Here is a 23409-nt window from a genome sequence, read left to right as displayed (position 1 = left end):
TCGTACGCCACAGGGACCGGGCTATGGTCGACTGACCGCATCGATAGGGTAACCGTTGACCGCCAGCAAATTGACCCGTCATTCGACGATTCGTCACGCGTGCTGGAAACGTGTGCCACTGAATTCGCCGTTGAGGGCGCGGCACGCCGCTTAATTCTCTCCACGCGCGCGCTTCAACTCGAGGTAGTTCTGGTTTGCCTCAGCATCGTCCGCCCGGTATGCGATGTCCGGTGCACTGCGCCCGTCATCTCCGTTGAGCCCCGGTAATGACATGAGGTGGTCGCGGAGATCGCCCCTGGCAACGGGAGCCACCATCAATGGGAGCAGATACGCGTCCAAGTGCTTGCCCTGTGGATTTTCCAGTTCCCGGGTAAGCGATTCCAGGTAATCGTCTTTGCGGGATGCATTCCAGTTAATGGCGAAACCTGCGCGGTGGCAAAGTTCCGCATGGACGAGAAGCATCGTGCGACCGTTGCCGTCCAGAAAAGGATGCCCCCAGGCAAGAGCGCCCATGACCATCCCCGGTTTTTCCCGAATCGCCTTGGGATTGTTGCCAGCCGACAGTCCCCATTCAACGGCACGCTGGCATAACTCCGAAGCTTCGAACTGTATCCGCTGTCCCTTCCCGACCAGTCTCCCAACACCGAGAGCATGGCGATCCTGGCCCGCCCACGGGTAAAACTCACTGAACAGGATCCGGTGAACCTCAAGGAAGTGCACGTACGTAATCGAACCTCTGATGGCGTGAAGATACGCCAATGCCGCCTCGAGGTTCGACTCAAAGAATCCGTGTTCTATGTACTTGAGTTCATCCAGATCCTTGATGCCGTCAACGTTACGCAGGTAACCCCTGGTTTCGTAGTCCCCGAACGGGTCGAACACGCTTGATCTCCCTTATGTGGTTCGCCATCAGTCGGGCAAACTGCCGGCCGTTAATCCGATCCTGCTTCTTGAGTGCAACCAGCAGCTTGCCTGTGAGATCGAGCTTGACATCGTCACCCGCCGCTCGCGTCACTGCCTCGGCAAAATCATCGAGGCCCGAGCGCCGGTATTGAATGCCGTAGGCTTGCGCGAGCCGCTCAACAAACTTCCCGACGTTCTGGGTTGGCAGCTTGTCGACATCTGCAGGTAGGCTGGGGGCCGCGCCCGTTTGTGATCTTTCGGGTTGACCGACATACCGCACCCGGATGTTGTCCCAGCCGAGCTTGCGGGAAATCCGGCTCGTCCCTGCGTCAACGAGGCAGACGGAGCGACCGTTTTCGTGCTGGATTGTCACATCAAGGACCGCCACGCCCAGTTTCCCGAGCGCCTCGCGCAACAGCACGTCACAACCAACGGCAAATCGCGCGTTGCCTTCCGGATCCGGACTGGTCTTGGCATAAACACCGGCTCCCAGTCGAACGAGGCGTCCATCGGCAACGAGATGCTGAAGTGCAGTGCTAAGGTGCGACGAACTCCCCAACCCAGCCAGTTCCCGTCGAAGCACGACATTACCCGACCGCTTCTTCAGCGACATCAAAAGCCTACCGTCCAGGTTCATCGATCACCTCCAAATCCGGGTTACATGGTTCCATTATAACCCGCACGAAATTCCTTATACAACAATGGGTTATCGATACAAATCTTGCCGAAGTAGCAGCATGATCCGTTGGCCGGACGGCACCTACAGGGTTTCGCGCAGAAGCGTTGGCAGTCCCCATGGCGCGCGCGGCCCACGCAAGTGGCTCATCCCAGCGCCGCCCGGCGCAATCCCGGGCGTATCGCCGGCTGGTATTGACGGGAGCTCCGACGCCAACGCGTCGCTGTTGCGGGTGAGGATCTGGCAGCCTCGACCGAGGCGTCCAAATTTACCGTCCTGTCACGTTCCGTGGACAACAGAAGCCGTTGTACAGCCGTGTGCCGGCCCGAAGCCCGTTTCACAAAAGTCGTCAAGCTCGGTTTCACGCCGGACAACTGTGGGACAGTGACACGCGCCGGATCTTATACGCGTCACTGGCGGTGAGGCGCACCCGACCGATCGAAGCCCCTGAGGGTCACGCGGACGCGTCCCGTGCCGCCCGGGCTTGGAGCCCGGCAAGCTGGGTCAGCGCATCAGCGGCGCGCTCAACCGGCACGAAAATATGATCGTGAAAGGCGGCGGCAACGACGTTGCAGCTGATGCTGGCCTTCGTCAGCACCTCAGCCACCGCGGCAGTGAGTCCCACCGCCTGCAGATCGGAGTGAACGGTCAGCGTAATCCACGCTGCCCGGAAAAGCACAGGCAACTCCTCGCGCAGTGCTGTCGGCTCATCGATGATGAGGGTCATCCCTTCGCGCTCACGAAACGTCGCCAAAGGCGCGAGCCGCGACACATCCCGGTCCGCCGGAACGGATGAGAAGACATAGGCTCCTTCATTGAGCTCTGGCTGCATTGACGCGAGCAGTTGTTCGAGATCCGAAAGGGGTTGGCTCACTGTGCTCCCTGTACAAGAAGAGAATGAATTGGGCTAGGTATACTGGCCGCGCCATTGCAGGCCGTACCCACGTTGCATATCGAATCTATAGTGACCGAATCCAGCGAACAAGACGCGATTGAAGGCGCGTCCGAGACGTCGTTGAGTTGATCGCGCCTCCCAAGGCCCAAACCCTCAAACAATGGGCCACCTTCGCAGGCAAAACCCAATGTTCAAAGGCGAATTGCACCGTCCTCGCTGACTCTCCATGAGGTCGTAGGATCGCCGGGGTGCGACGGGACGTGTGACCTACGCGACAGAACGCACAAAATGGTCAGAACATAACGTATTACACATATTTTTAAATTTCAAGTCCTTCTTTGCTATCGGCCGGCACCGCACACTTGGCGCATTTGAGGGCGGGAGCAGCGGTGACACGGCAGCAAGGCGAGCAAGAACATCTGGTCGGGGCAATCGGCAAGGCCATTGCGCGGCGACGCAAGGCGCTCGGCCTGACCCAGGAACAGCTATCTGAAACCGCAGGTCTCGCCCAGGCGTCGCTCTCCCACATTGAACGCGGCGTCACCTCGCCCAGCATCGAGCGCCTGGCGCGGCTCGCAGGCATTCTTGAATGCCGTCTTTCAGACTTTCTCGGTGAGACCGGCACAGGTCCGGCCGACCGCGCCACCCGTATCCATCAGAAGCTCTCGGGGCTCAGCCCGATACAGCAGGATGCGTTGGAGCGCCTGATGGATGAGGCCATCGCTCTGGCAACAAACGCACGCCCCGCCGTCAAACGCCGCTTGCGCAAACAGAGCCCCTGACTGCGCGACCGGGCTGCACGGCATTGTCCCCGAATGGCTGATGCTGTTGAAAAAGTCGCTGCCCTGCTTTTTCAACTCGGCGGTGAAAAATCGACCTCTCAGATCGGTCTACAAACCGCTCGCGAATGCCGGCTAAGGGTAAGACGACCCCTAAAAACCTTATGCGGGAGACGTCAACGACTTTTTCAACAGCATCGGCTGCTGGCTGCCATTGGGTCTTCTTTCTATATGTGGCGTCAACCTGCCCCTCTGCCGGTTCGCGAGTACGCAATGCAATATTCCAACGCAGGCCGGGCGATGCGCGGCCGTTGGGCTTGACTGGCTACCGGTCCGCTTTTATCGCCTGCTATCCGCATTCGCCGGAAATGATCCGGCAGACGGAAGGCATTCCCTACCGGATTCCCGACCGGCACTCACCAGTCGTGCCCGACCATGAGATTGAGTCGCCTGTCGTTATATCACTAAGATGTGCGAATTAAATATCGAGCGGATTAGCTTGATTTTTCGATTTCGCCGGCTATCATTCGCGATTGAAGTTGCCCGCTGGAGCCCATCCAGCATCCCTTGCAGCACCGTCGCTTTGCGACACCTTTTGCGGTTGCGCTTCGTCCCATTGTCCGGACCGCCGCAGGTCGTTTGACCAGAAGCTTCCTTCCTTGCCCGCCCTGGGGAATTACCATTCCCCGACGCGGGACATGGCGATTCCCCTTTTTTTCGTTCTGGAGAATCGTCATGAATCAGTTAGTCGAACCCCGCAAGTATTTCGACCTTCATCTGCGTGGCCTCGGGTATCTGTCGCGCGTGCGCGACGTAGCCGCCAAAGGCAATGGCCGCAGCAAGGCGAAACCCTTCCTCGCATGCGCCATTTCCGCGTTTCATGGCGATCCCAATGTCGAGAACGGCATCGTCTATCTTTCGCTCGACCTGATCGTCGCCGGCGAAAAGGCCAGGGAAGCGGTCCGCGCCGTGATGGACGACGCGAACGATCCCGATGTGAAAGTCCTCGTTGCCTTCCGGTCGGGTGACCATTACATCCGGACATTCGAGCGTACCGGCAACCGCGCAGGCGAAACCGGCGCCGTACTCAAGGGGCGCCTGCTCAAGCTCTTCTGGGTCAAGGTTGACGGCCAGGAAGTGTACCGCGACGAAAGTGATGGAAGCGACGACGCCGACACGGAAAACGATCAGGCGCCGGAACGGGTCAACGCATATGTACCGTCCACTGACCCTCGTGATCGGCACGATTCGGCCAGCGTCGAGGAGCTTCCGGGCAGTAGCAATGCGCGGGAACCCGGCGAAGCGCCGTCTCCGGCTGAGCGCACTGCTCCGCGCACCAACCGCTATCCAACCCTGCGCCGTCATGGCAACGCCAATGCCCGTCGTGCGCCCGTCAGTGTCGACTGAACCGTAACCCTCGTCCCCCGCCTCGCGGGGGTCTTCTCCCACGCACGACCGGTCTGCCGGTTTTCCCGGGCGACGTATCACGAAACGCCCGGGAAAGCCGGCGCCGACCACCATGCGCACTGGGTTCACGGTGGCCCGAGCACGCCGTGCCGTTTGTGCCGGAACGATTTCTCCGGCCCAGACACGCGCCTGGCAGGTTCAACTGCCAGGCGTCATGCGTCATTCGCTTCTCACCTGCAATGAAAGTACGCATGAGAGCGAATGACGCATGACGGTTTCACTGCCGGCCTGCCAGCTTGCAGGCCCGTCTGTCGCCACGCGAGGCGACACCTTTACAGCCAGCTTCCGGTGCCACTGTCTGCACGGCTGTTCCCACGTCACGTGACGCGGGCTCCGGAATCACCTCCTGTCACGCCTTCGGGCCTCACCTTGTCCAACCTTCGCGGGGATGCGCTTCCCCGCCCGGGCAGCCGTTCGCCGCGTCTTTCCGGAGAACGTCATGACTCAAGCCAGCGAAACACACGGCGTCACTGCCACGATCGTGCCTGATGAACGCCGCATCGATATCCTGCCGCGCTATTTCGGCAGGCACATGATCCGCGCGGAAGTTGCTGTCTACACCGCAATGTCATCGCTATGCGACACCTATCACGGTGGATTCTGGGACTACATCGAACTGTCCAACGGCGCATTCTATATGTCACCGCGCAAGGATGGGCCGCTTGCCATCACCTGTGACGGCAACGGATACGACGGCGAGATGAGCAGCGATGCCGCAGGCATTGTTGCCACGCTGTTCGCGCTGAATGCGATGGCGTGGTCGACCGAAGACGCAAGCTTCACCGACCTCTATCACAGGCTGCTCGCCTTCGTACCGTCTCACGCGGAAAGCCGCGAAATCTTCGCGGCGATCGACTGACGTCCTGCCTTTCTCTTACACCCTGCGGAACGCATCCCGCTGGGGCGCGTCTCCGCGACTCATCACGGAGATGCCCATGTCAAACTGTAGCTGCCGTGCCGTCAAAGCATCCGTCGACAAGCCCCGCGACGTCGGATTGCACTACTGGCCGGGTGTGCGAACGAAACACCACGCGCGAACGTCAGGGACGCTTGCCCACGCCGCGAACCGGCCCGTCGACGAAGGCGATCCTTCGCAGCAGGTTTTCCGGTGCCGTGACGGGCGGATATTGCCGAGCTACACGAACCGGAGCGTCGGTCTTTCCGCCGGCCTCTATCTCGGCCTCTTCAACGGGCGCGACGATCCGCTCGGATCCTCGCTTGTCGACGGGTTTGACGGACCGCTAATCGGCAGACTGCGCTATTGCCACACGATCAGGGCCCGCGATGTCGAACTTGACTTTCTCGATCCGTTCGAAGCGCGCCTGTTCTTCCCCGACACGGCGTACGTCGCCGGGCCGGATGGCGAGGTTCCGGCCGCAAAGATCGTGATGCCAATCCCGCTCATGTTCAACTCAGGAGCCATCGTCTTCGATGGCCGCTACTTCGCCGACTGGACCGTGTTCATCATCAGCGCCGTTCGTACTGCGACGGGTCGCGATCTTCGCGCGCAGCGGCGCGTGTGACGCCGGCATCACGGTCGCCGTTTTCACTTTTTTCCATCATCTGCACCGCATCAGCGGTGCTTCCCCGCGGGGCATCGCCCCGCCCCGGGAACGATGCCTCGCCTCACCTTGCGAGGACCATCATGGGATGGCTGTTTGGTCATGGACAGACGCGTGCGCAGTTGATCGCTCGCCGGACAGGTGACGAGGAGCATGACGGCTTGACACGTCGCTGCCTTCGTCACTGCACCAGTGGCAACGTACTGTGGACCGTCTGGGAAATTGAACGCGCGGGCGTTGCACCAATGCGTTTCATCGGCTGCGACCTGCTCGCATGGGACAAAACCTGCGCAGGCAGGGGAAACAAGGATATGTGCGAGGAGATGGAACCGCTTTACTACTCCTGCCCGCTCGCCTATCTCGACATGGTCCCGCCCGTGGCGCCCGCATGGCGCGAGCAGGTTCGCGCATGGCATACGGCACGCTCACGGGCACACTCACGCCCGCTCGCGCCAGGCGATGTGCTCACACTCAGCGGCCTGTCGATAAAGGAGGCTGTCGTCGTGAGTCGACACCATCGCTCGTGGATCGTCGAAAGCGGCGGGCGACTGTTCAGGTTTCCGCCACGTCTGTTCCGTCATATCGTCGGGCAGCGCAGCGCCGACGCGTGCGGCCCGCAACACGCAGGCTGATGCATCAACGCCGTCATGACGCGTCGCGCTCCCTGCGCTACCTGCCGGAAGTTTCCGTCCATGAGCTTGAGGAAATGAACATGACTGCGGCCTGTCCGCGCCGGTTGCGCATCGCCCTATCGGCAAAACCTGTCAGCAGGGCCTGCAATGTTTCGCTCGGCGGTTCGGCTGTGCCGCTGTGCTTACCGCGCAGCGGCCGTCTGTCCGCACGATCTTTCCCAAACCGCGGGACACCATGCCCGCCAGGGAGGGTCCCGCCTCACTCCGTGGAGGCATCATGATTTCGCTTTCCGGCACGCTTGACGTGCGCACCATCAAGGGCAGCAACGGCCCCTTCCAGGTCGGCGAACTGACGACGTCCGTCGGCGACTTCAAGGTTAAGGACAAGCTGCTTGAGCAGTTCGAACCCGGCGCCTACACCGGCACCTTTCTGATCGACAAAATCTATCCGCACAGCTACGTGTGGTACGGCAAGGTCACCGTCGAAATCCGCGCGAAGCTCGCCGACGTGCAACTGGACAACGACGAACCGTTCAGCGAGACAGGGCGCGAGTCCGCCTCGACGGAGCCGGACCCCGTCGACGAGGAACGCGTACCGGCCGCTCCTCGCCCCGCCCACGCGGAAGAAGCGCCCGCAGCCGCGCAGACGGGCAATGATGCTGGTGAGCTGTATCTGCCCGATCTCTTCGGAACCGACCTAGCCGATGCGATCGTCGCCGGCGAGCCGGTGAAGCTTGATCCGACCGTCGATCGCGGCGTGTTCCGTCAACAGCGCGACCAGCTTCGCGCATTTGGCTACGCCTTCCAGGCGTCTACCCAGACCTGGCTGAAGGCCTGATTCCGATCCACCTTCGGTGTGCCAGGGTTCCACGCTCCGGCACACCCGTGACCCACAGGAGATTCGTATGGCCCTGATCTTTCCTCGTCTAGCGCGAAATTTTGTGAAGAACGGGTACTTTCCGACCGACGCCGTCACACTCGCGCGCATCATGCCGGCACTCGCGCTGGCCGACCCCGACCGTCCCTCGCGACTGCTCGATCCCTGCTGCGGTGAAGGCGCCGCGCTGCAGGAACTGAGGGCTTCGCTCGTTGCGCGCTCCACGACGCCCGATAGGGTTCGCGCCTTTGGTGTTGAGTACGACCGCGAGCGTGCGTGGCACGCGAAGGAAGTGCTCGATACGGTTGCGCACACTGACGTTCACGACATGTTCATCACGGCCCGTAGCATGGGACTGCTGTTCCTCAATCCACCGTACGGTGATGTCGTATCTGACAAGGCACAGACGGGCGAACGCCAGCCGGATCGTCTCGAGAAGATCTTCTACCTCAGGACGGTCCCCTGGCTCACATTTGGCGGCGTGCTGGTCCTGATCGTGCCGCATTACGTGATGGACCGCGAGTTCGCCACGATGATTGCCCGCAACTTCACACAGGTCCAGGTGTTCCTCGCGCCCGACCAGACGTTCAGGCAGCTTGTGCTTGTCGGCGTCAAGCGCCGGGCGGATGGGGTCGACGCCGCACTGGCCGCGCGCCTGGCCTGCATCCATGAGGGCGAACTGCCATCTGAGCTGCCGCAAAGCTGGACGGCCGAGCCGTATCGCATCCCTTCGATGGCCGGCGAATACGCTTTCATGTCGGCACGGATCGACGCGCCGCAGCTCGAACAAGAGTTGCAGCGCCTGAAGCACGCCACGCTCTGGCCACAGTTCGCCACGATGTTTGCGGCGAAGGCTGTCACGCCGCGGCGTCCACTACGTGATCTGTCCGACTGGCATCTCGCGCTCGCGCTTGCAGCCGGGCAGATCACAGGTGTGGTGACGGGCGCCGACGGCACGCGCCTGTTGATCCGCGGCGACACCATCAAGCAGAAGGAGCAGGAAGTCCAGATCGAGGAAACCGACAAGGGCGAAATCCGGACCACGATCCTGATGCGCGACCGGTTTGTTCCGACGATCGCGGGCATCGACTTCACCCCCGGCCCTAACCTCGGCCGGATTGTCACGATCCGCTAACCTGGATCATCTTCATCAAACCCGCGGGGCAACGCCCCGCAGGGGCGGGATCCGCACTTCACGGACACGACATCATGAATGATACGAGCCTCCGGAGGCAGCCATTGCCCGCCTTCATGGTCGGCTACAGTCTTGACCATAGCCACCGCGTCGTCGTCGGCGTTCGGGCCGCCAGCGCCGATGCCGCCTGTGCCATCGCACGTGCGGCCTTCGACGCCGGAACATTGTGGGACGATACGCCGGACATACCACTGCTCTACGACGACTACGAAGAGCTTGATGGCCAGGTCCTCAACTTCGACGCCACGTCCGTCGCAACGTGGCCGGCCGCCGATGTGTCGGTACGCGCCGCAAGATTGCATGCAGCCGCGCATCGGCTGCTCGCGTTCGCACGACTTGCCGACCGACGGCTACCGCTCGCAGCGGCGATCGAAGCGTGGCATCCCGATACCCTTGTGCCGATGACGGTCACCGCCGAACAGGCGCGCGAACTGCGTGTATTGCTGGAAAGGCTCCATGCCTGCTGACGCACGAGCCCATTTTTCGAACATACCTGCGCGCCCCTCGAAAGGGGCGCTTTCCCGGAGAGTCCCACACGACGTTCGGGGAAAGCGATCCCGCTGATCTGCCGGCAGCAGATCCGTCGTCGCCCGTGACGCGACACCCTTCGTATCACCCGCAGCTTTCTTCCGGCGCCTTCGTCTGCGCGGCTGCGGCTTCGTTCGCGAAGCCCCGGAATCTTCCTCAACCCGCCCGGGTCTGCACCCGGCGGGTGCGCCGGACATTCAGACTGGAGCACCCTCATGCTGTATCCCATCAAGGAACTGCAGGACATCTTCGTCGACGCTTGCGTGCGTGCCCCCGATGGCGAACTCGTCTTCGTCTCCGTCTTCGGACGCGATGGCGCCGTTCAGCAGCTCTATGCCTCGCTGCACCTGGGTATCCAGGAAGGCGGCATCCGGCAGCTCACGCTGCTTGATCCACACAGCAGCCAGCCGGTTGCGGTCATCCCTATCGGCGACCCGCGGCGGCTCGACAAGTACAGCGGCCGCCTGCCGAAAGACAACCTGTTCGGGAACCTTGTCCATACCTGGATTTATGACGAGTCGCTCCTCAACCCATCGAAAGCCGCTGGTTCGGCATGGTTGCTGGTTGATCGCGACACACAGGCGCACGACGACGAGTCCCTTCAGGCCCGCGTCTGGTCGCTGATTGAACATCTCAGTCCAATACCGCTGCTGCCGCCTTGGCGTACGCCGGTGCTCGACGCACTTGGCGCTCAGCTCGTCAGCCATCTCGGCAACACACTTTATGCGCCTGTCGGGCGCATCCACGCTTCGCGGGTCACGCTCCCCGAAACATTCGGGAAGGCCATTTCGGATTTCGTCAGCAGCGGCATGCTCACGCTCGACTGACGCGCACTAACACGCACTAACGCTGGTTCAGACCGCACAAGCCGCATCCGCGGCTCTCTACATTCACCCCAACCTGCGGGACTCACGCATCCCGCCAGGGAAACGTGCGACCCGCGTCTTATGGAGACGCATCATGGAAGATCTGCAACCCGCTGTCGTCGATAGCAACGCCATTGATGAAGATTTGGTGCCCGGCGATCAGTCTCGAGACGTGATCGCGCTACCGGACTTTATCGCGAACTTTGGAGCCGGCCTGCTGGACGCCGTCCGCCAGCAGAATCCGTCGATCTATGACGGCCACCGACCACCACGCTGGGACGCATTGCTCAATGAACTTTCGCGTCAACCATTTCCCGCGCAACGCGAAGTCATCCATGCGATCACGACGCTGCTCACGCAGCACGCGCCAGGCGGCGTCATCAATGCCGAAATGGGCACGGGAAAGACCTTGATGGGGATCGGCGTCGCAGTCCTGCTGCATCACGCCGGTTATCCGCGCACACTGGTCATCGCGCCACCGCACCTCGTCTACAAGTGGCGACGCGAAATCAGAACGACGGTGCCGGGCGCACGCGTCTGGATTCTCAACGGCCCTGACACGTTACGCAAGCTGCTTCAGCTGCGTGTCATGCGTTCGAAGCCGGCCGTGCCGGAGTTTTTCATTCTCGGTCGCGTGCGCATGCGCATGGGTTTCGACTGGAAGCCGGCCTTTGCCCATCGCGTCGCCACGCTCGACATGGAAACCGACGCGGTCACCCGCGTCTTTGCCTGCTGCCCCCGCTGCGGCGAATTCGTTTGCGATGATGACGGCAATCCAATGACGCCCGCCCTGGCGCGGCCAGCACTCAACGAAAAGCGCCGTGCCTGCAGTTGCGGCGAACGGCTGTGGACCCTCGCGCCAAAAGGCCAGGGCACACGAACAATGCGCGAGCTGGTGAAAGGCGCGCTGTTGCAGATGCCAACCGTCGGCGAGAAAACCGCCGAGCGGCTGCTCTCGCGCTTTGGCGAATCGATGCTGGCCGACATGCTGCAGGATAATCTGTACGAGTTCATCAATCTGATGGACGACAGCGGTGAGCTCGTTTTCTCGGACCGGCAGGCGAAGCGCATGGAACGTGCCCTCGCCCACACTGAAATCTCGTTCGGACAGGGGGGCTATCAGGCCTCGGAGTTCATCAAACGCTATCTTCCCCAGGGCTACTTCGGCTTGCTGATCGCAGACGAAGGCCACGAATACAAGAACGAAAATTCTGCGCAGGGACAGGCCATGGGTGTGCTGGCCCGCAAGGCCTCGAAAACGTTGCTGCTCACCGGCACACTGATGGGTGGTTACGCCGATGACCTCTATCACCTGCTCTATCGCCTGCACCCCGCCATGCTGATCGACGACGGGTTCAATTACAACAGCAACGGCTCAATGGCAGCGGCGACGATGGCCTTCATGCGCGAGCATGGCGTGCTCATCGATATTCACAGGCAGGTCGATGAAGGGTCGCACCGCACGGCGAAGGGCGACCGGAAGAGCGTCTCGACGGTGAAGGGCCCGGGCTTCGGCCCCAAGGGCATCATGCGGTACGTCGTGCCCTATACGGCCTTTCTTAAGCTCTCGCAGATCGGCCAGAACGTCTTGCCACCCTACGACGAATCGCTGCTCCCGGTCGCGATGACCGACGAAATGGCGGCCGCCTATCGTGCACTCGAATCGACGCTGACGTTGGAACTGCGCGCCGCGTTACGCTGCGGCGACAAGAGTCTGCTCGGTGTGGTGCTTAATGCGCTACTCGCATGGCCGGAATGCTGTTTTCGGCCCGAACTCGTCCGTCATCCGCGCACGAAGCGCATCCTCGCCAGCGTGCCCGCATTGCTGCGTGACGATGAACCGGGTCCCAAGGAAGAAGCGCTGCTGCGACTCGTGCGCGGTGAACTGCTCAATCGGCGGCGCACGCTCGTCTATACGACCTATACCGGCACGCGGGATACGTCGGTACGCCTGAAAAACCTTTTCGATGCGGTCGGTGTCAGGGCATCCGTTCTTCGTGCCAGCGTCGCTGCTGAAAAACGCGAGGACTGGGTCGCGGACCAGCTCGAACGCGGCGCCGAGGTCATCATCACCAACCCGGAGCTGGTCAAGACCGGTCTAGATCTGCTCGAATTCCCGACGATCGCTTTTCTTCAGTCGGGCTACAACGTCTATACGTTGCAACAGGCGGCACGCCGCAGCTGGCGTATCGGTCAGACGCTCGACGTCACGGTGCGTTTTCTCGGGTACGAGGGCACCGCCCAGATGCGGTGTCTGAAACTGATGGGGCAGAAGATTGCCGTCTCGCAATCCACTTCCGGTGACATGCCGGAATCCGGTCTCGACATCCTGAATCAGGGCGGCGAAAGCATCGAGGTCGCCCTCGCGCGACAGCTGGTGAATCAGGGATAGCCTCGCTCATAACTCATCCACCTGAACCATCCCTGCACTGCAGACGGCGGAGCTGATAGTCCCTGCGCCATTCAGCAACCACCCAGTTTCGCCAATTCCCTAAACTTCTGGAGGTATGCAGCATGATCGTGTTTCCTGCTTCAGAACTGCGCCCGGTCCTCGTCGAGGCCCGCACGCTTGCCTGCCGGGTCATCCTGGTCAAGGATCACGGCGTCTACATGATGTCGGAGAAATCCAGCCCGTCGCGTGTTACGTCGCGAAACGGCGAATCCCGCCTCATTGCATATGCCGTTGGTTGCAATCCCGAAACGGTGTCATTCGATGAATGGTGGAGCCTCGCATGTACCGAATTCGGCGGCGACGACTTTGCCGAATATTTCGATCATGACGCCGCCATTTTCGACCGTGTTATTGACGACGGCTGGAATCTGGAAATTCGTGCAGACGAACATCACCTCTATCTTGATGTAGTCCTACGCGATGCCTGACGGCCTTCAGACACGAGGAAACAACAGGCGTCGTCCTGAAGCCCCTGTTCTCGCAAGCGAACAGGGGCATTTTCATCCCATCCGATCAACCTGCGTCTCCGCTTCGCGCCGCCTGGAATATCGACGAGCAATTGCTTCAACAACAAAATGGCCACGCGCATTGCGTTGGTTCGATCGGCCCGACGGGTCAACAGCACGATTCCACTTGCGAGGAGTCCTCCTGCTTCGGGGGATTCCGGGTTACCGCGGGCTGCCGATGATGCAAAACACCGAATTTTCTGCTTCGCCCCAGGCTGCACTCACAGGACGTCAACACCCCTCGCGCGTGGCCCACACGCTTCTTGCGGCAGGGATTGGAACGGCGGTCGCGCTGACTGCCTGGTATCCCGGGCACTACGCAATCGCGCTGCTGGCGTTGCCGGCCGCCTGGTCGAGGTTGCGCAGCCAGCTCGCCGCTTTCATGCTTTGGGCCACCTATTATCTTGCCGGCGCACGCGACATTCCGATGGTATGTGAGCGGTTCTTCGGGGGCTATGACGAGCTCACGCGGCCGACCGCGCTCGCGCTTGGCGTGGTGCTGTGGGTGCTTCAGGCCATCGTGCTTGCGTCGCCCTGGGTCCTGCTCAAACCCGGTCGCTCGCTTCGCGATCGCAGTCCTGTCTGGCGCGTGGTGGTCGCGACATTGTTCGTCACTGTTCCGCCGGTCGGCATCATCGGGTGGCTATCGCCGCTCCACGTGGCGAGCATGCTTTATCCTGGATGGCGATGGGTTGGCATGGGCCTGGGCATGGCTGCGCTGTGCGCCGCCGCCATGCCGCAAGCGTGGCCCAGGACGCGGGTCACGTGGACGGCACTTGTATGCCTTTCTGTCTGCGCACATTGGCAGTTCGGCTCTGCGGCACCGCCTGCCGGATGGATCGCGGTCGACACAGCACTCGGTCGCTTTGACCAGTCCAGCTACACACCGCTCTACGAACGCAACGCGCGGCTTCAGGCAATAGCCCGGCGCGCGTTCGCAGCAGGGAACATCGTCGCGATCCTCCCCGAAGAAATCGCCGGTTTGTGGCGCGCTTCGACGGCGCTCTGGTGGCGTGCCGATATCCAACGCATGCGGGCCACCGGCCAGACACTCGTGATCGGGATGGACATCGCCGTGAAGACCGTGCCGTTCCGGTACACCGACAGCGCGATCATCATTGGTGCGGGGCATGGCCGTGTCAATAGCCGGCAACCTGTACCGCTCGCGCTATGGCGCCCGGGAGGAGCAACCAGTGCCGTCCCAGGGAGTCTCGCGCAACCGTATCCCGTTATCGCCGGTAAGCGCGCGGCGATATCACTCTGCTACGAGGATCTGCTGTGGTGGCCGCACTGGCGCACATTAGTTGAAAAGCCGGATGTCGTTATCAGCCAGTCGAACGGCTGGTTCGACGGCGACCTTGCGCTGTCGCGCATCCAGCAACAGGGGATCGCGTCGGTGGCGCGTCTGGCGGGTGCCCCGCTGTTACGCGCCACGAACAGGTAACCGGGCTGCTTACCTGCTGCCGTTGACCGCGTCCTTGAACGCCTTGCCAGCGGTGAACTTCACGGTGTTTGCCGCAGCGATGCTGATTTCCTCGCCCGTCGCCGGATTGCGGCCCGTACGCGCGGCGCGCTTGCCCTGACTGAACGAGCCAAACCCGACCAGTTGCACCGTCTCTCCCCTGACCACGGCTTTCGTGATTGCGCTGACAACGGCATCGATTGCCTCACCCGTGATGGACTTGCTCGAGCCCGTAGCCGACGCAACCGCATCAATCAGTTCCTGCTTGTTCATTACCTTCTTCCTCTTCGTTGAATGACATCCCTGGTGGCTTCCCATACGCTGGGTACCTTGCCGGTAGCGTCCGAGATACGGATTGCGTACCCTATCGCGAAGACGGCACGCACGCAAGTCCGTCCGGGCGCCATAGCACAATCGGCGCGTCGCCGCGGTATCGATCGCGCCGCGCAAGTTTCAAATCAGTGAGTTCGGTTCCACGACAAAGGGACAGCGATCCCGGGTACCAGCGGATGCGCCCATCCTCGCATGGTCGGCTCCCAGCGTCTTACGGGTATTCCTCCGGTTCATTTATTCCGGGCGTCGCCAGGGTCTTGAAAACCAACAAGCAGTCGCCATATTGCCTTTCCGATCACCTGGTCTGCCGGACGGCACCTCACATGGATTACCAAGTCAGCTACGAGCACAGCCTGAGAACCGATCCCGACGCGTTCATCGTACGGGTGCCATCGCAGCGCGTGGAAGGCATCCCAGCCAGCCTTCCCCGGGATCTCCTGCCCGATTACATTACCGAGCTCATCCTCCAGCGCTCACCAGCAATCGGAAAGATTCGAAACCTTCGAATTCTTTGACAATCAGGCTCATCCGGCCGGCAGGTATGGACCGCCGCACGCGCAGGCTGTCTCAACCGTCGCCAGCTGCACCAAATATTGACCAATCAAATGAGTCGGAAGTCTTCCTCGCGTTCGCGCCCGCCGCTGGGCAAAAGCATGCTGTTGCCGCTTCCGCTTGCCCGGATCCGGTCACTTTCACTCGAACATCATCTCGCACTGGAAACCATCACCAGCGGCCACGGGAACGTCGATTTGCTGGTATGCCTGCTCAAAGCCGTCTATACAGCCTGGTATCTTCGGGAGGAAATGCCCGCAGGCGCCTGCAGCCGACTTTTCCAGCACGCGGAGGCCGCGCTTGAACGATGTATCGCCAGGGCCGAGCGTGGCGAAGCCTGGGAGATGCTTGATGCGGACAAGAGCGCAATTGAAAAAGTTTTGTTACTTCATGACAAACAGCTCGCGACAGTGCCTGCTCATCGCTTTCTGATGGCGCTCGATTCGCTTAACCACTTTGCCGTCGGGGGACTGAAATCACCGATCCCGCCATTGACGTGCTCCGACCAACATTAGGCTGAACGAACCTCTCCGCCGAGGTTTGCCGGAAGACTTGCGGCAGGTTGTCCTTGTTGGATGATGCCTTAGCCCGGTCATTGAGCGGACTACCGTAAGCGATACCGAAGATCCCTCCCGCCTGTTCCCGGTATTCGGCAGGCCACATTGGACATCAACGTCACCCTCGAAAAATCTTGAAGGCCGCTCTTTTCAAAGCACCAATCAAGACAGCATCGTTAGTTTTACTGAATTAGTGCATGACCCTAGCGGCACCACGCGGAGCCACGATCATCCACCGAATTTGTGAGATCAAGCATAGCTTTATGACGTAAACCGTCTCCGATCCAATTGCTTCGGGGCCTAAAGTAGACATTACGGCCATGCTGTCGAGACTTTGATGGTTTTAAGGCATTGAAACGCCCGGCGGTTAAATGATCGCTCCGGCTCCCGAAAAAGCTCACCTTCAATAGAAACGCGTCAGCGGTCGGCGTGTGCGCGCGCCCGAGATTACGCGAAGGCGTGGCAGTGACTTCAGTGGCGAAAGCGCAGCACCTCGTCAGCGCGCTTCAGGTGCTCTGCGGCCCCTGTCGCACGTGACGACGTGGGCGACGTGCCACAACAACCAGGTATTTTGTTGCGCCCAGATCGGCTGCCAACAACGATCCGCGAATCCTCGACATGCTCACCGCTGCCGGCCGAGGTCGTCGATGATCGGCTGGAAATCGAACAGGTATGCCCTGCGTTCAGATCCACCTATCCGAATGTTGCTGGCAGTGGCTGACGCAGCATTCGAATTGTCCCAAGGGATTGGCGTCTCAAGAGACGACATCTACGATCCACCGGAACGACCAACTGCTGACGCGCCACTCGTCGGTCGACGCCGGCCGGAACAATGTCGGGACGACGATCAGATCACCTTCAGTCGGGCATTCGCGGCCAACTCTGCTGTCACTGGCGGCCTGCTGGCCCGGCTTACGGAATGGTATGGCTTCCCCCGTCCGAACGCAGCAAAAATCGTCACTGCGATCCAGGCACGAATCGAGTCGGTTGTAGCAAAGACCGCCAGCCCGAGCGAGGCCATGCAAGGGATGGTCTCCGATGTTCAGGCGCTGCTGCCACGTACAACCAAGTAACCCGAAAATTCGAGACTTTAACGGAATCCCGATGCTTTCCGACCGCACCAGTAAGCAATCGCGTGGTGCGACCGGAAGCAATCCTCACCGGACTGGGCAGAATCGCCGGCAACATAACACGAGCCCGATCGAACACTCGACCTTGGCCGCAGCGAATTCGACACAGCGACGGGAGCGAGGCGACCGGCACCGCAGGAACTGACCAGCGAAGTCTTTACACTTGATTTGCACTCCTATGAGTTTTCATCCGTGACTATCCGCCCCGTCTCACTCTTATTATCAACTCGTCCTGAAATTGTTGTGAAGCGAAATGAGCACATTGGTCCAGTTCGGTCTCTCATGGGAATGCCTGGCGCCAGCGGTACCTCGCACGCGCGGGGCTCGATCATGCTGTACGGACCATGATCCCATCGCGGTGGTGACACCTTCGCGGCCCAGCCGTACTATAACGACAACATCGGCAACCGCATCCGTAACAACAACAACGCGGTCAAGTATCAGAGCGTCACTACGACGGTTGCAGGTCTGGCGGGCTCTACGGCTTCGATGCGGCAGGCGACTGTGTCGACAGTCGTGCGTACAGCTTGGGGGCGTCATACAGGTTCGGAGGATTGACCGTTGCCTCCGTCTACCGCCAGTTGAACAATTGCGGATCGTCCAGGAAAGTGAGTGGCGCAGTGGCAAGCACAGACTCGACGTTGTATGCATCGCTTCAGCGCACCGGGGTGCCGGCGTCAATTACGCATTCAGTTCGGGTGCTGCTGCCGCAGTTGTCAGCCAGACCCAACTGAGCCGACCCAGCCGGTCTACGGCTGCGTGATGGAGCGGGTGAAGGGAATCGAACCCTCGTCGTAAGCTTGGAAGGCTTCTGCTCTGCCATTGAGCTACACCCGCGCGGCACGCATTCTTGCACAGCTAACGGCCTGGCGACAGGCATCAGAAGCACTTTCCTGAAATCGGGCAAACGCGAGCACCGCAGCGCATCTGCGTCGTCGCTGTCATCACGTGCGTCACCGCGACGATCGGAAAAGCATCCGGCATCTTCACAAGTCGACCAGTCAACGGTGCGAAGAAGCTCGTACCTGGCAGATGGATCGATACCAACCGCCCGGCCGTGTACCTGCCAGCAATGCGGCCAGCCGCGCGCGAGGTGCGCTGACTCGCGGCGGCCGCACTGCATCCTGAATCACAAAGCACCTTCCGGGTTGTCACAAATGCATCATCGGCCGCGCTCACGATGCAACGGGTGGTGGCCCCAGAGCCGCTGCCAGGAACAACCACCAGGAGATCATCTTGTCCGTCATCCGATCCGCCAGGGCTTACGCCAACAATGCTGTCGCTTACGTCGCATGGTCTGTCGAACAGGTCATTGCCGAGTGTCTTGGATTCGAAATCACCCGCATTTATGCAGACGGAACCGAACGTCCACTGGCTGCGTGGGTTGCCTTTGAAGGCCAGTCCAATCCCGACTGGGTGCCGCAGACCACGTCGGTCTGGCCTATACAGAAATTCACCTGGCGCGACCTTACCGTGCGGCAGCGCCGTGATGAAGCCAGTCTGCGCCCGGCAGACCCCATTGTGAAATACCGCATCCGCCCGGTGGCCCGCATGCGCGACGGGTTGCAACCCGTCGCGGCACCAGCAGTGGCGCAGTACACAGGCGCTCCGCTGCCACTCGGTTATCTTGACGAGGGCATCGAGACGGGCGATATCAAGGTCACCAGCGACTTTGGCGAGATTCACGCCGCATTCAACAGCGGCATCCTCTCCACCCAGTGGCTCAGCCACGCAATGGAAAAGACGCTCGGTCATGTGCCGACCAAAGGCGATGTCAAGGACGAGATCGTCAAAGTGGACAGCCCGATTCGCGCCTACCTGGCGGGCGACCTTCCAGATCTGGTCCAGGGCCTCTTCGATCGGCTCCACGGAGGCGGTGAGCTCTATCTCGCGCTTTATGAACTGACCGACCCGTTGCTACGACAGCTGATCGTCGAGCATGCGCCCAATGTACATCTCATCCTGTCGAACTCCAGCTTCGACAAGACCACCAAGGCCTGGGACACCGAGAACGATCTGGCCCGCAAGAAGTTGCGCGAAGCCGGCCTTGCGGAGATGCACGACCGCATGTTCAACAACAATGGCCATATCGGGCACAACAAGTTCGCCGTCTATGTAGACCAGCATGGCCAGCCCCAGGCGGTGCTCTCAGGCAGCCTGAACTGGACAGAGAACGGCTTGTGCGCCCAGAGCAACAACAGCTATGTGGCCGGGCACCCGGAGCTTGCTGCGCAGTTTCTGCAGTACTGGAACGACCTGCGCGACGACACCAGCCATTTCGAGGAGCCACAGCCCAGCTCGGCGCCGGCGCGCAATGTCCAGGGCGCGCAGCTGCGCAGCGCCAACGTCGGGGCGCTGCCGGCCGTCACCCTCGATGCGGGTGCGGTGCGGCTGTGGAAGTCGCCCAATACGCGGCAGGCCAACAAGCCGTCCAGCAACCCGGCCTTGCCGCCCGATCTTAACGAGGTGTACGGTTTCATCCGTAACGCAAGGCAGGCGGTCTTTTTCGCCGTCTTTCTGCCCACCGTGAGAGGTGCGACCAGTATCGTGCAGGAAGCAATCGACATGGGCCGCAAGGACACCAACCTGCTGGTGTACGGGGCCATCAGCAGCCCGATGGCGATGCCGAACTACATCAGCCCGCAGGATCGCGCCGACGGCGGCGACGATGACAGTAGCGACGCCCAGGACAGTCACTACCAGCCTTCGCTCTTCGAAGAAAGCGGCGTGCACATCGTGCGAGCGAACGCGCTCAATTCCGGTGACATCACGGGCAACTTCGAGCGCGAACTGCTCAGCGCCGGCAACGCCATCATTCACGACAAGATCCTTGTGATCGACCCGCTCTCCGAAGACGGATGCGTCGTCGTCACGGGTAGCCACAACCTGGGCTACAAGGCCTCGTACGCCAACGATGACAACCTCGTCATCGTGCGCCGAAACCCGCAACTGGCACAGGCGTACATGGTGCATGTGCTGGATCTCTACGAACACTACCGTTTCCGTGGCGTCCAGGCGGAACTCAAGCACGAGGGCAACCGCCCGTGGAGCGGCTTCCTGCACACCGACGCGGGCTGGCAAAATCCCGCGAGCATTGAGGCCCCATCCCTCGCGCACTATCTCGGTTGAGAGTTGAAACGACCGGGCGCACGTCCCGATGATGGCGTCTGTGCGCCCGGCGGTGCGGGTCCGTCATCCAATGACACGCTGGAAATGGCCACACCAGGTTCTGACGTAACGCATTTGCGCGCCCGTGGCGTTCGGGCAGGCGATCCGGCGGTCTGGCGGCCGTTGGCTGCGTCATCACTCGAACACGGTCTGGTCACACAGCAGAAAGCGGCAGGCCGGACCTGACGCCGCATGCTGGGGACAACGAATCTCGACGGTCGCCGTAGGGCGCCCTGCGCCGAAACGACCACCCTGTGAGACCCGGACGTACCATCCGCGAAAGCACGCGACAAAAGGTTCGTGCCGCGCGACGGCCAGGCCTTCGGATACAAGCGCGCGCAGCATCCGTTCTCCTTCGATATCCGCTATGACGGGACAGGCGCTGCCGTTCGTGGCCGCGTCCTCCCGCGAAGCCCGGGAATACCGCCGCGGCTCGACGTACGAACGGGAACTGCCGCGGCAACAATCAGGGTGCGTCATTGCGCTTGGGTCCGCGCAGCCCGGCGCGAACGCCGGCTGGCAGAATGGGAGGACCTGGCGTCAGGTTCCGGGGAGTCCGATGGTGGCGCATCGTCCTCGATGGCCTCGGCCTGGGGGGTGTCACCATTGTCCGGATCCTCCGACCCGGCTGCACCCTGGTCGTGCGACGAACCATCCGGAGTTTCTGCTTCACGTGTCTGCCGCGCCCGATACACGACCTGGTCGATCCGCACGAGGTTGAGCGAGATGGACTCGGCGTCGATATGCGCGCCGGCGTCGGCCTCGTTGTCGCGGGTGACCCAGGGACTGACATAAAAGTCGCCGCGCACGACAACGCTGGCACCGGTGCGGATGTGCTGCAGCACACGCTCGGTAAGGCGCTCGTTCCAGATGGTCACGTCGACGGGAAATGTCCGCTCTTCGCGCTGCTCCAGCGTGCCGTCCTCAAGCCGCCGGTAACTGGCGGACATGACGCGCAACTCGACAATGCGGCGCGTGCCACTCGCGGTATTGACCTGTTTCATTGTCGGCGACACCAGCACGTTGCCGACCAGTTCTGCATAGATGCCCATTGCGAAACTCCGTTCATCAAGGGATTGCCCCTGTAATTCGAACATTCGAACGCGCTGTCCACTGCCTGCTTTACCGGTGGGCTGCTCTGCGTCAGCCTGATGGCCTCAATCACGCCACGACGGGACCCGCGCCTGTCTCAGCGCTCATCGGTCCGTCGAACCTTGACCGTGCCGTGCTCCAGATACATCGCGAGCTGACTCGCCGCATAGCGGAACACCGACTCCAGTGCATTAAGCTCGTTCGCGCGCGCATTGCACTGCTGCAGATACGTGCGCAGCGGCGCCGGGATGCGATTGAAACAGCCCTTCACACGATGCCAGCCGACCGCATGCGGCGCGCCGCGCATAAACCAGTCGAGCCGGTGGCGCGTTGCGCCACTCGCGAGCGCAATGCGTACGCAGCGAAGCGACACGTCGAGCCCGGCGGTCGCACTCTCCGATGCCAGCGTCTGCATTTCCGTGACCGTCTCGTCAAGCCAGTGCTCGTATGAACGCAGCAGCACGCGTATCCCGGGGTCGCCCGCGATCCGCGACACGGGTAGCGCCATCGCCGGCTCGCCCCTGGCCGCCGCCTTGCGCTCGCCCTTACCCTTAAAGGCCTTTGAACGTCGATCCAGATCCGAAGGTCGGTCAGTCATTGCCGCAGTCCTCGCATCACGGGACCAGCGCCGCTGCCGCAGCTTCCGCGACCGCATCGTCCCCGGACAGCCGCACACTGTCGAGCAGCCGCAGTTCCGCGTCCGACAGACGGCTCACGCGCCTCCGGCTGTGGCGCGGTTCGCGTGCGCCGGTGAAGACATCGCGCGGCAACACACCGAGCAGCGCGCGGGCGGCTTCAACGCGCTGGCGTGCGGCAGTATCCGCATTCGGCAGGAAGTCGACCCGCGAAAGCGGCAGCAGTTCGGCGCGCGTGAGCACGCGCTGGCAGTGCACCGCGAAATGGAACACGGACAGGCACCGGTGTCTGGCCGACCCGATGCGCCGGAAGCCTTCGGTCGACGACATCAGATCGCGCAGTACCGCGGAGCGCACGAGGCGCACCAGATAGTCGAGCTCGACCAGCAGCATCACGATCATGTAGCCGTACGGCGAGCCAAAGCCGAGCGAGACCTGTGCGGGTTCGCGCGATTGCAGCACCGAGTACTCCAGGCCTTTTTCGCGTGCAGCATCCAGCAACTGGCGGGCACGCTGCTGCTCGAGTTCGTTCGCACGCCGGATACCGGCGATCCGCTCGGCGATCTCGATGAGCCTCCAGTCCGCGTACGGATTGTCGTTGCCCGACAGTGACCACAACGCACGCAGCGAAGCGGCCACGCGGCGGCCGCCCGCCATCGGATGTCCCTGTTCTCCCGGCGCGATTGATCTGCCGAGAAAAAGCCGCATCGCGTCCCGCGTGTGCAGCCGCATTTGGTCCGCGCCGTCGCTGCCGAGCTGGCCGATGCGGCTGATCTCCTGCGCCTCGTGCGGGCGCACCAGTGAATCGCTGCCCTGTCGCAGCGCGTGCGTCTCGCGCATGTGGTTCAGCGCGTCTTCGCGTTCGAGAAACAGCTGATATCGGCCGAACAGTGGATCGGCCGGATCAGGATCGTCTTCAGCAATCAGGTGCGCGAGGACCGCGCGTTCCGCGTCGAGGTCGTAGCCGTCGGCAAACGGTGAGGACGTGGAGCGCGAGAAGGCATCAACAGCGGGATCAACATGATCATGATGGGCAGACGAGGTGTCCATGAATGGGCTCCTTGAAACAGATAGTCGATGACCGGAATGGCGAGCACTGCGGTGTTACCCGGGGTAACACGGCGCGCGTGAGGGTAGCCGGC

The 23409-nt window shown here is 61.6% G+C and carries 23 protein-coding genes and 1 tRNA gene; 16 read left to right on the top strand and 8 right to left on the bottom strand.

Going from position 1 to position 23409, the window contains the following annotated elements:
* Positions 1–150: 150 nt before the first annotated feature.
* The 3 genes from B0G74_RS06475 to B0G74_RS06465 all read right to left on the bottom strand — a co-directional run bounded on the left by B0G74_RS06475 (position 151) and on the right by B0G74_RS06465 (position 2453).
* Positions 151–882, bottom strand: a complete 732-nt coding sequence (locus B0G74_RS06475) for a Fic family protein (RefSeq protein WP_116140964.1) — start codon at positions 880–882, stop codon at positions 151–153.
* Complete coding sequence (locus B0G74_RS06470; RefSeq protein ID WP_116140962.1) at positions 836–1540, bottom strand: hypothetical protein; 705 nt, start codon at positions 1538–1540, stop codon at positions 836–838. Before B0G74_RS06470 ends, B0G74_RS06475 begins: the two co-directional genes overlap by 47 nt.
* Before the next feature lie 493 nt (positions 1541–2033).
* The gene (locus B0G74_RS06465) at positions 2034–2453 is read right to left on the bottom strand and encodes an ACT domain-containing protein (RefSeq protein WP_116140960.1); all 420 of its coding nucleotides are present in this window, start codon (positions 2451–2453) and stop codon (positions 2034–2036) included.
* Positions 2454–2863: 410 nt separating this feature from the next.
* Here B0G74_RS06465 and B0G74_RS06460 point away from each other — a divergent pair, with 410 nt between their 5' ends.
* From B0G74_RS06460 to B0G74_RS06405, 12 genes are all read left to right on the top strand, one after another.
* Positions 2864–3256 carry a helix-turn-helix transcriptional regulator gene (locus tag B0G74_RS06460; RefSeq protein WP_116140958.1) on the top strand — a complete coding sequence of 131 codons (393 nt, stop codon included), beginning with the start codon at positions 2864–2866 and terminating at the stop codon, positions 3254–3256.
* 636 nt (positions 3257–3892) lie between these two features.
* The gene (locus B0G74_RS06455; protein ID WP_243658125.1) at positions 3893–4660 is read left to right on the top strand and encodes a DUF3577 domain-containing protein; all 768 of its coding nucleotides are present in this window, start codon (positions 3893–3895) and stop codon (positions 4658–4660) included.
* A gap of 499 nt (positions 4661–5159) precedes the next feature.
* Positions 5160–5579, top strand: a complete 420-nt coding sequence (locus tag B0G74_RS06450; RefSeq protein ID WP_116140954.1) for an antirestriction protein — start codon at positions 5160–5162, stop codon at positions 5577–5579.
* 76 nt (positions 5580–5655) lie between these two features.
* Entirely contained in the window at positions 5656–6243 is a 588-nt protein-coding gene (locus tag B0G74_RS06445) for a hypothetical protein (RefSeq protein WP_132374049.1), read from the top strand.
* Positions 6244–6443: 200 nt separating this feature from the next.
* Positions 6444–6914: a hypothetical protein gene (locus B0G74_RS06440; RefSeq protein ID WP_243658124.1), complete on the top strand. Its 471-nt coding sequence runs from the start codon at positions 6444–6446 to the stop codon at positions 6912–6914.
* 277 nt (positions 6915–7191) lie between these two features.
* Positions 7192–7752 carry a DUF3275 family protein gene (locus tag B0G74_RS06435; RefSeq protein WP_116140948.1) on the top strand — a complete coding sequence of 187 codons (561 nt, stop codon included), beginning with the start codon at positions 7192–7194 and terminating at the stop codon, positions 7750–7752.
* Between the two features lie 67 nt (positions 7753–7819).
* Positions 7820–8926: a DUF6094 domain-containing protein gene (locus B0G74_RS06430; protein ID WP_132374047.1), complete on the top strand. Its 1107-nt coding sequence runs from the start codon at positions 7820–7822 to the stop codon at positions 8924–8926.
* 104 nt (positions 8927–9030) lie between these two features.
* Positions 9031–9453 carry a hypothetical protein gene (locus B0G74_RS06425; protein ID WP_243658123.1) on the top strand — a complete coding sequence of 141 codons (423 nt, stop codon included), beginning with the start codon at positions 9031–9033 and terminating at the stop codon, positions 9451–9453.
* A 276-nt stretch (positions 9454–9729) separates the two neighbouring features.
* Positions 9730–10341 carry a hypothetical protein gene (locus B0G74_RS06420; RefSeq protein ID WP_132374046.1) on the top strand — a complete coding sequence of 204 codons (612 nt, stop codon included), beginning with the start codon at positions 9730–9732 and terminating at the stop codon, positions 10339–10341.
* A 133-nt stretch (positions 10342–10474) separates the two neighbouring features.
* Positions 10475–12772: an SNF2-related protein gene (locus B0G74_RS06415; RefSeq protein WP_132374045.1), complete on the top strand. Its 2298-nt coding sequence runs from the start codon at positions 10475–10477 to the stop codon at positions 12770–12772.
* A 122-nt stretch (positions 12773–12894) separates the two neighbouring features.
* Positions 12895–13260 carry a DUF3085 domain-containing protein gene (locus B0G74_RS06410; RefSeq protein WP_132374044.1) on the top strand — a complete coding sequence of 122 codons (366 nt, stop codon included), beginning with the start codon at positions 12895–12897 and terminating at the stop codon, positions 13258–13260.
* Between the two features lie 160 nt (positions 13261–13420).
* A complete protein-coding gene (locus B0G74_RS06405; protein WP_243658122.1) occupies positions 13421–14782 on the top strand; it encodes a conjugal transfer protein TraB in 1362 nt (453 codons plus the stop codon).
* 9 nt (positions 14783–14791) lie between these two features.
* Here B0G74_RS06405 and B0G74_RS06400 read toward each other — a convergent pair whose 3' ends face one another.
* A complete protein-coding gene (locus B0G74_RS06400) occupies positions 14792–15073 on the bottom strand; it encodes an HU family DNA-binding protein (protein WP_093633920.1) in 282 nt (93 codons plus the stop codon).
* Positions 15074–15456: 383 nt separating this feature from the next.
* Between B0G74_RS06400 and B0G74_RS06395 the strand changes: the two genes are divergently transcribed.
* From B0G74_RS06395 to B0G74_RS06385, 3 genes are all read left to right on the top strand, one after another.
* On the top strand, positions 15457–15648 hold the full coding sequence (locus B0G74_RS06395; RefSeq protein WP_132374043.1) for a hypothetical protein: 192 nt from the start codon (positions 15457–15459) through the stop codon (positions 15646–15648).
* A 138-nt stretch (positions 15649–15786) separates the two neighbouring features.
* Positions 15787–16200, top strand: a complete 414-nt coding sequence (locus tag B0G74_RS06390) for a hypothetical protein (RefSeq protein ID WP_243658121.1) — start codon at positions 15787–15789, stop codon at positions 16198–16200.
* A gap of 689 nt (positions 16201–16889) precedes the next feature.
* Positions 16890–17315 carry a hypothetical protein gene (locus tag B0G74_RS06385; protein WP_132374041.1) on the top strand — a complete coding sequence of 142 codons (426 nt, stop codon included), beginning with the start codon at positions 16890–16892 and terminating at the stop codon, positions 17313–17315.
* 820 nt (positions 17316–18135) lie between these two features.
* Here the strand turns inward: B0G74_RS06385 and B0G74_RS06380 are convergent.
* Positions 18136–18209: transfer RNA gene (locus B0G74_RS06380), tRNA-Gly, on the bottom strand.
* A 399-nt stretch (positions 18210–18608) separates the two neighbouring features.
* Between B0G74_RS06380 and B0G74_RS06375 the strand changes: the two genes are divergently transcribed.
* Entirely contained in the window at positions 18609–20501 is a 1893-nt protein-coding gene (locus B0G74_RS06375) for a phospholipase D-like domain-containing protein (RefSeq protein WP_132374040.1), read from the top strand.
* Positions 20502–21016: 515 nt separating this feature from the next.
* Here B0G74_RS06375 and B0G74_RS06365 read toward each other — a convergent pair.
* From B0G74_RS06365 to B0G74_RS06355, 3 genes are all read right to left on the bottom strand, one after another.
* Complete coding sequence (locus B0G74_RS06365) at positions 21017–21592, bottom strand: single-stranded DNA-binding protein (protein ID WP_131240391.1); 576 nt, start codon at positions 21590–21592, stop codon at positions 21017–21019.
* A gap of 137 nt (positions 21593–21729) precedes the next feature.
* Positions 21730–22230: a hypothetical protein gene (locus B0G74_RS06360; RefSeq protein WP_132374039.1), complete on the bottom strand. Its 501-nt coding sequence runs from the start codon at positions 22228–22230 to the stop codon at positions 21730–21732.
* A gap of 16 nt (positions 22231–22246) precedes the next feature.
* Positions 22247–23317 carry a PFL_4669 family integrating conjugative element protein gene (locus tag B0G74_RS06355; protein ID WP_132374038.1) on the bottom strand — a complete coding sequence of 357 codons (1071 nt, stop codon included), beginning with the start codon at positions 23315–23317 and terminating at the stop codon, positions 22247–22249.
* Positions 23318–23409 lie beyond the last annotated feature (92 nt).

The organism is Paraburkholderia sp. BL9I2N2, assembly GCF_004339745.1.
Classification (GTDB): Bacteria; Pseudomonadota; Gammaproteobacteria; order Burkholderiales; family Burkholderiaceae; genus Paraburkholderia.
The sequence above is the reverse complement of the archived record's forward strand: the minus strand, read 5'-3'. Positions and strand labels throughout refer to the sequence as shown.

Coding starts and splice junctions, on each gene's coding strand:
- B0G74_RS06445 (WP_132374049.1), top strand. CDS start 5,656: ATGTCAAACTGTAGCTGCCGTGCCGTCAAAGCATCCGTCGACAAGCCC.
- B0G74_RS06420 (WP_132374046.1), top strand. CDS start 9,730: ATGCTGTATCCCATCAAGGAACTGCAGGACATCTTCGTCGACGCTTGC.
- B0G74_RS06355 (WP_132374038.1), bottom strand. CDS start 23,317: ATGGACACCTCGTCTGCCCATCATGATCATGTTGATCCCGCTGTTGAT.
- B0G74_RS06430 (WP_132374047.1), top strand. CDS start 7,820: ATGGCCCTGATCTTTCCTCGTCTAGCGCGAAATTTTGTGAAGAACGGG.
- B0G74_RS06385 (WP_132374041.1), top strand. CDS start 16,890: ATGATCGGCTGGAAATCGAACAGGTATGCCCTGCGTTCAGATCCACCT.
- B0G74_RS06435 (WP_116140948.1), top strand. CDS start 7,192: ATGATTTCGCTTTCCGGCACGCTTGACGTGCGCACCATCAAGGGCAGC.
- B0G74_RS06470 (WP_116140962.1), bottom strand. CDS start 1,540: ATGAACCTGGACGGTAGGCTTTTGATGTCGCTGAAGAAGCGGTCGGGT.
- B0G74_RS06410 (WP_132374044.1), top strand. CDS start 12,895: ATGATCGTGTTTCCTGCTTCAGAACTGCGCCCGGTCCTCGTCGAGGCC.
- B0G74_RS06365 (WP_131240391.1), bottom strand. CDS start 21,592: ATGGGCATCTATGCAGAACTGGTCGGCAACGTGCTGGTGTCGCCGACA.
- B0G74_RS06360 (WP_132374039.1), bottom strand. CDS start 22,230: ATGACTGACCGACCTTCGGATCTGGATCGACGTTCAAAGGCCTTTAAG.
- B0G74_RS06450 (WP_116140954.1), top strand. CDS start 5,160: ATGACTCAAGCCAGCGAAACACACGGCGTCACTGCCACGATCGTGCCT.
- B0G74_RS06390 (WP_243658121.1), top strand. CDS start 15,787: ATGCTGTTGCCGCTTCCGCTTGCCCGGATCCGGTCACTTTCACTCGAA.
- B0G74_RS06415 (WP_132374045.1), top strand. CDS start 10,475: ATGGAAGATCTGCAACCCGCTGTCGTCGATAGCAACGCCATTGATGAA.
- B0G74_RS06395 (WP_132374043.1), top strand. CDS start 15,457: ATGGATTACCAAGTCAGCTACGAGCACAGCCTGAGAACCGATCCCGAC.
- B0G74_RS06400 (WP_093633920.1), bottom strand. CDS start 15,073: ATGAACAAGCAGGAACTGATTGATGCGGTTGCGTCGGCTACGGGCTCG.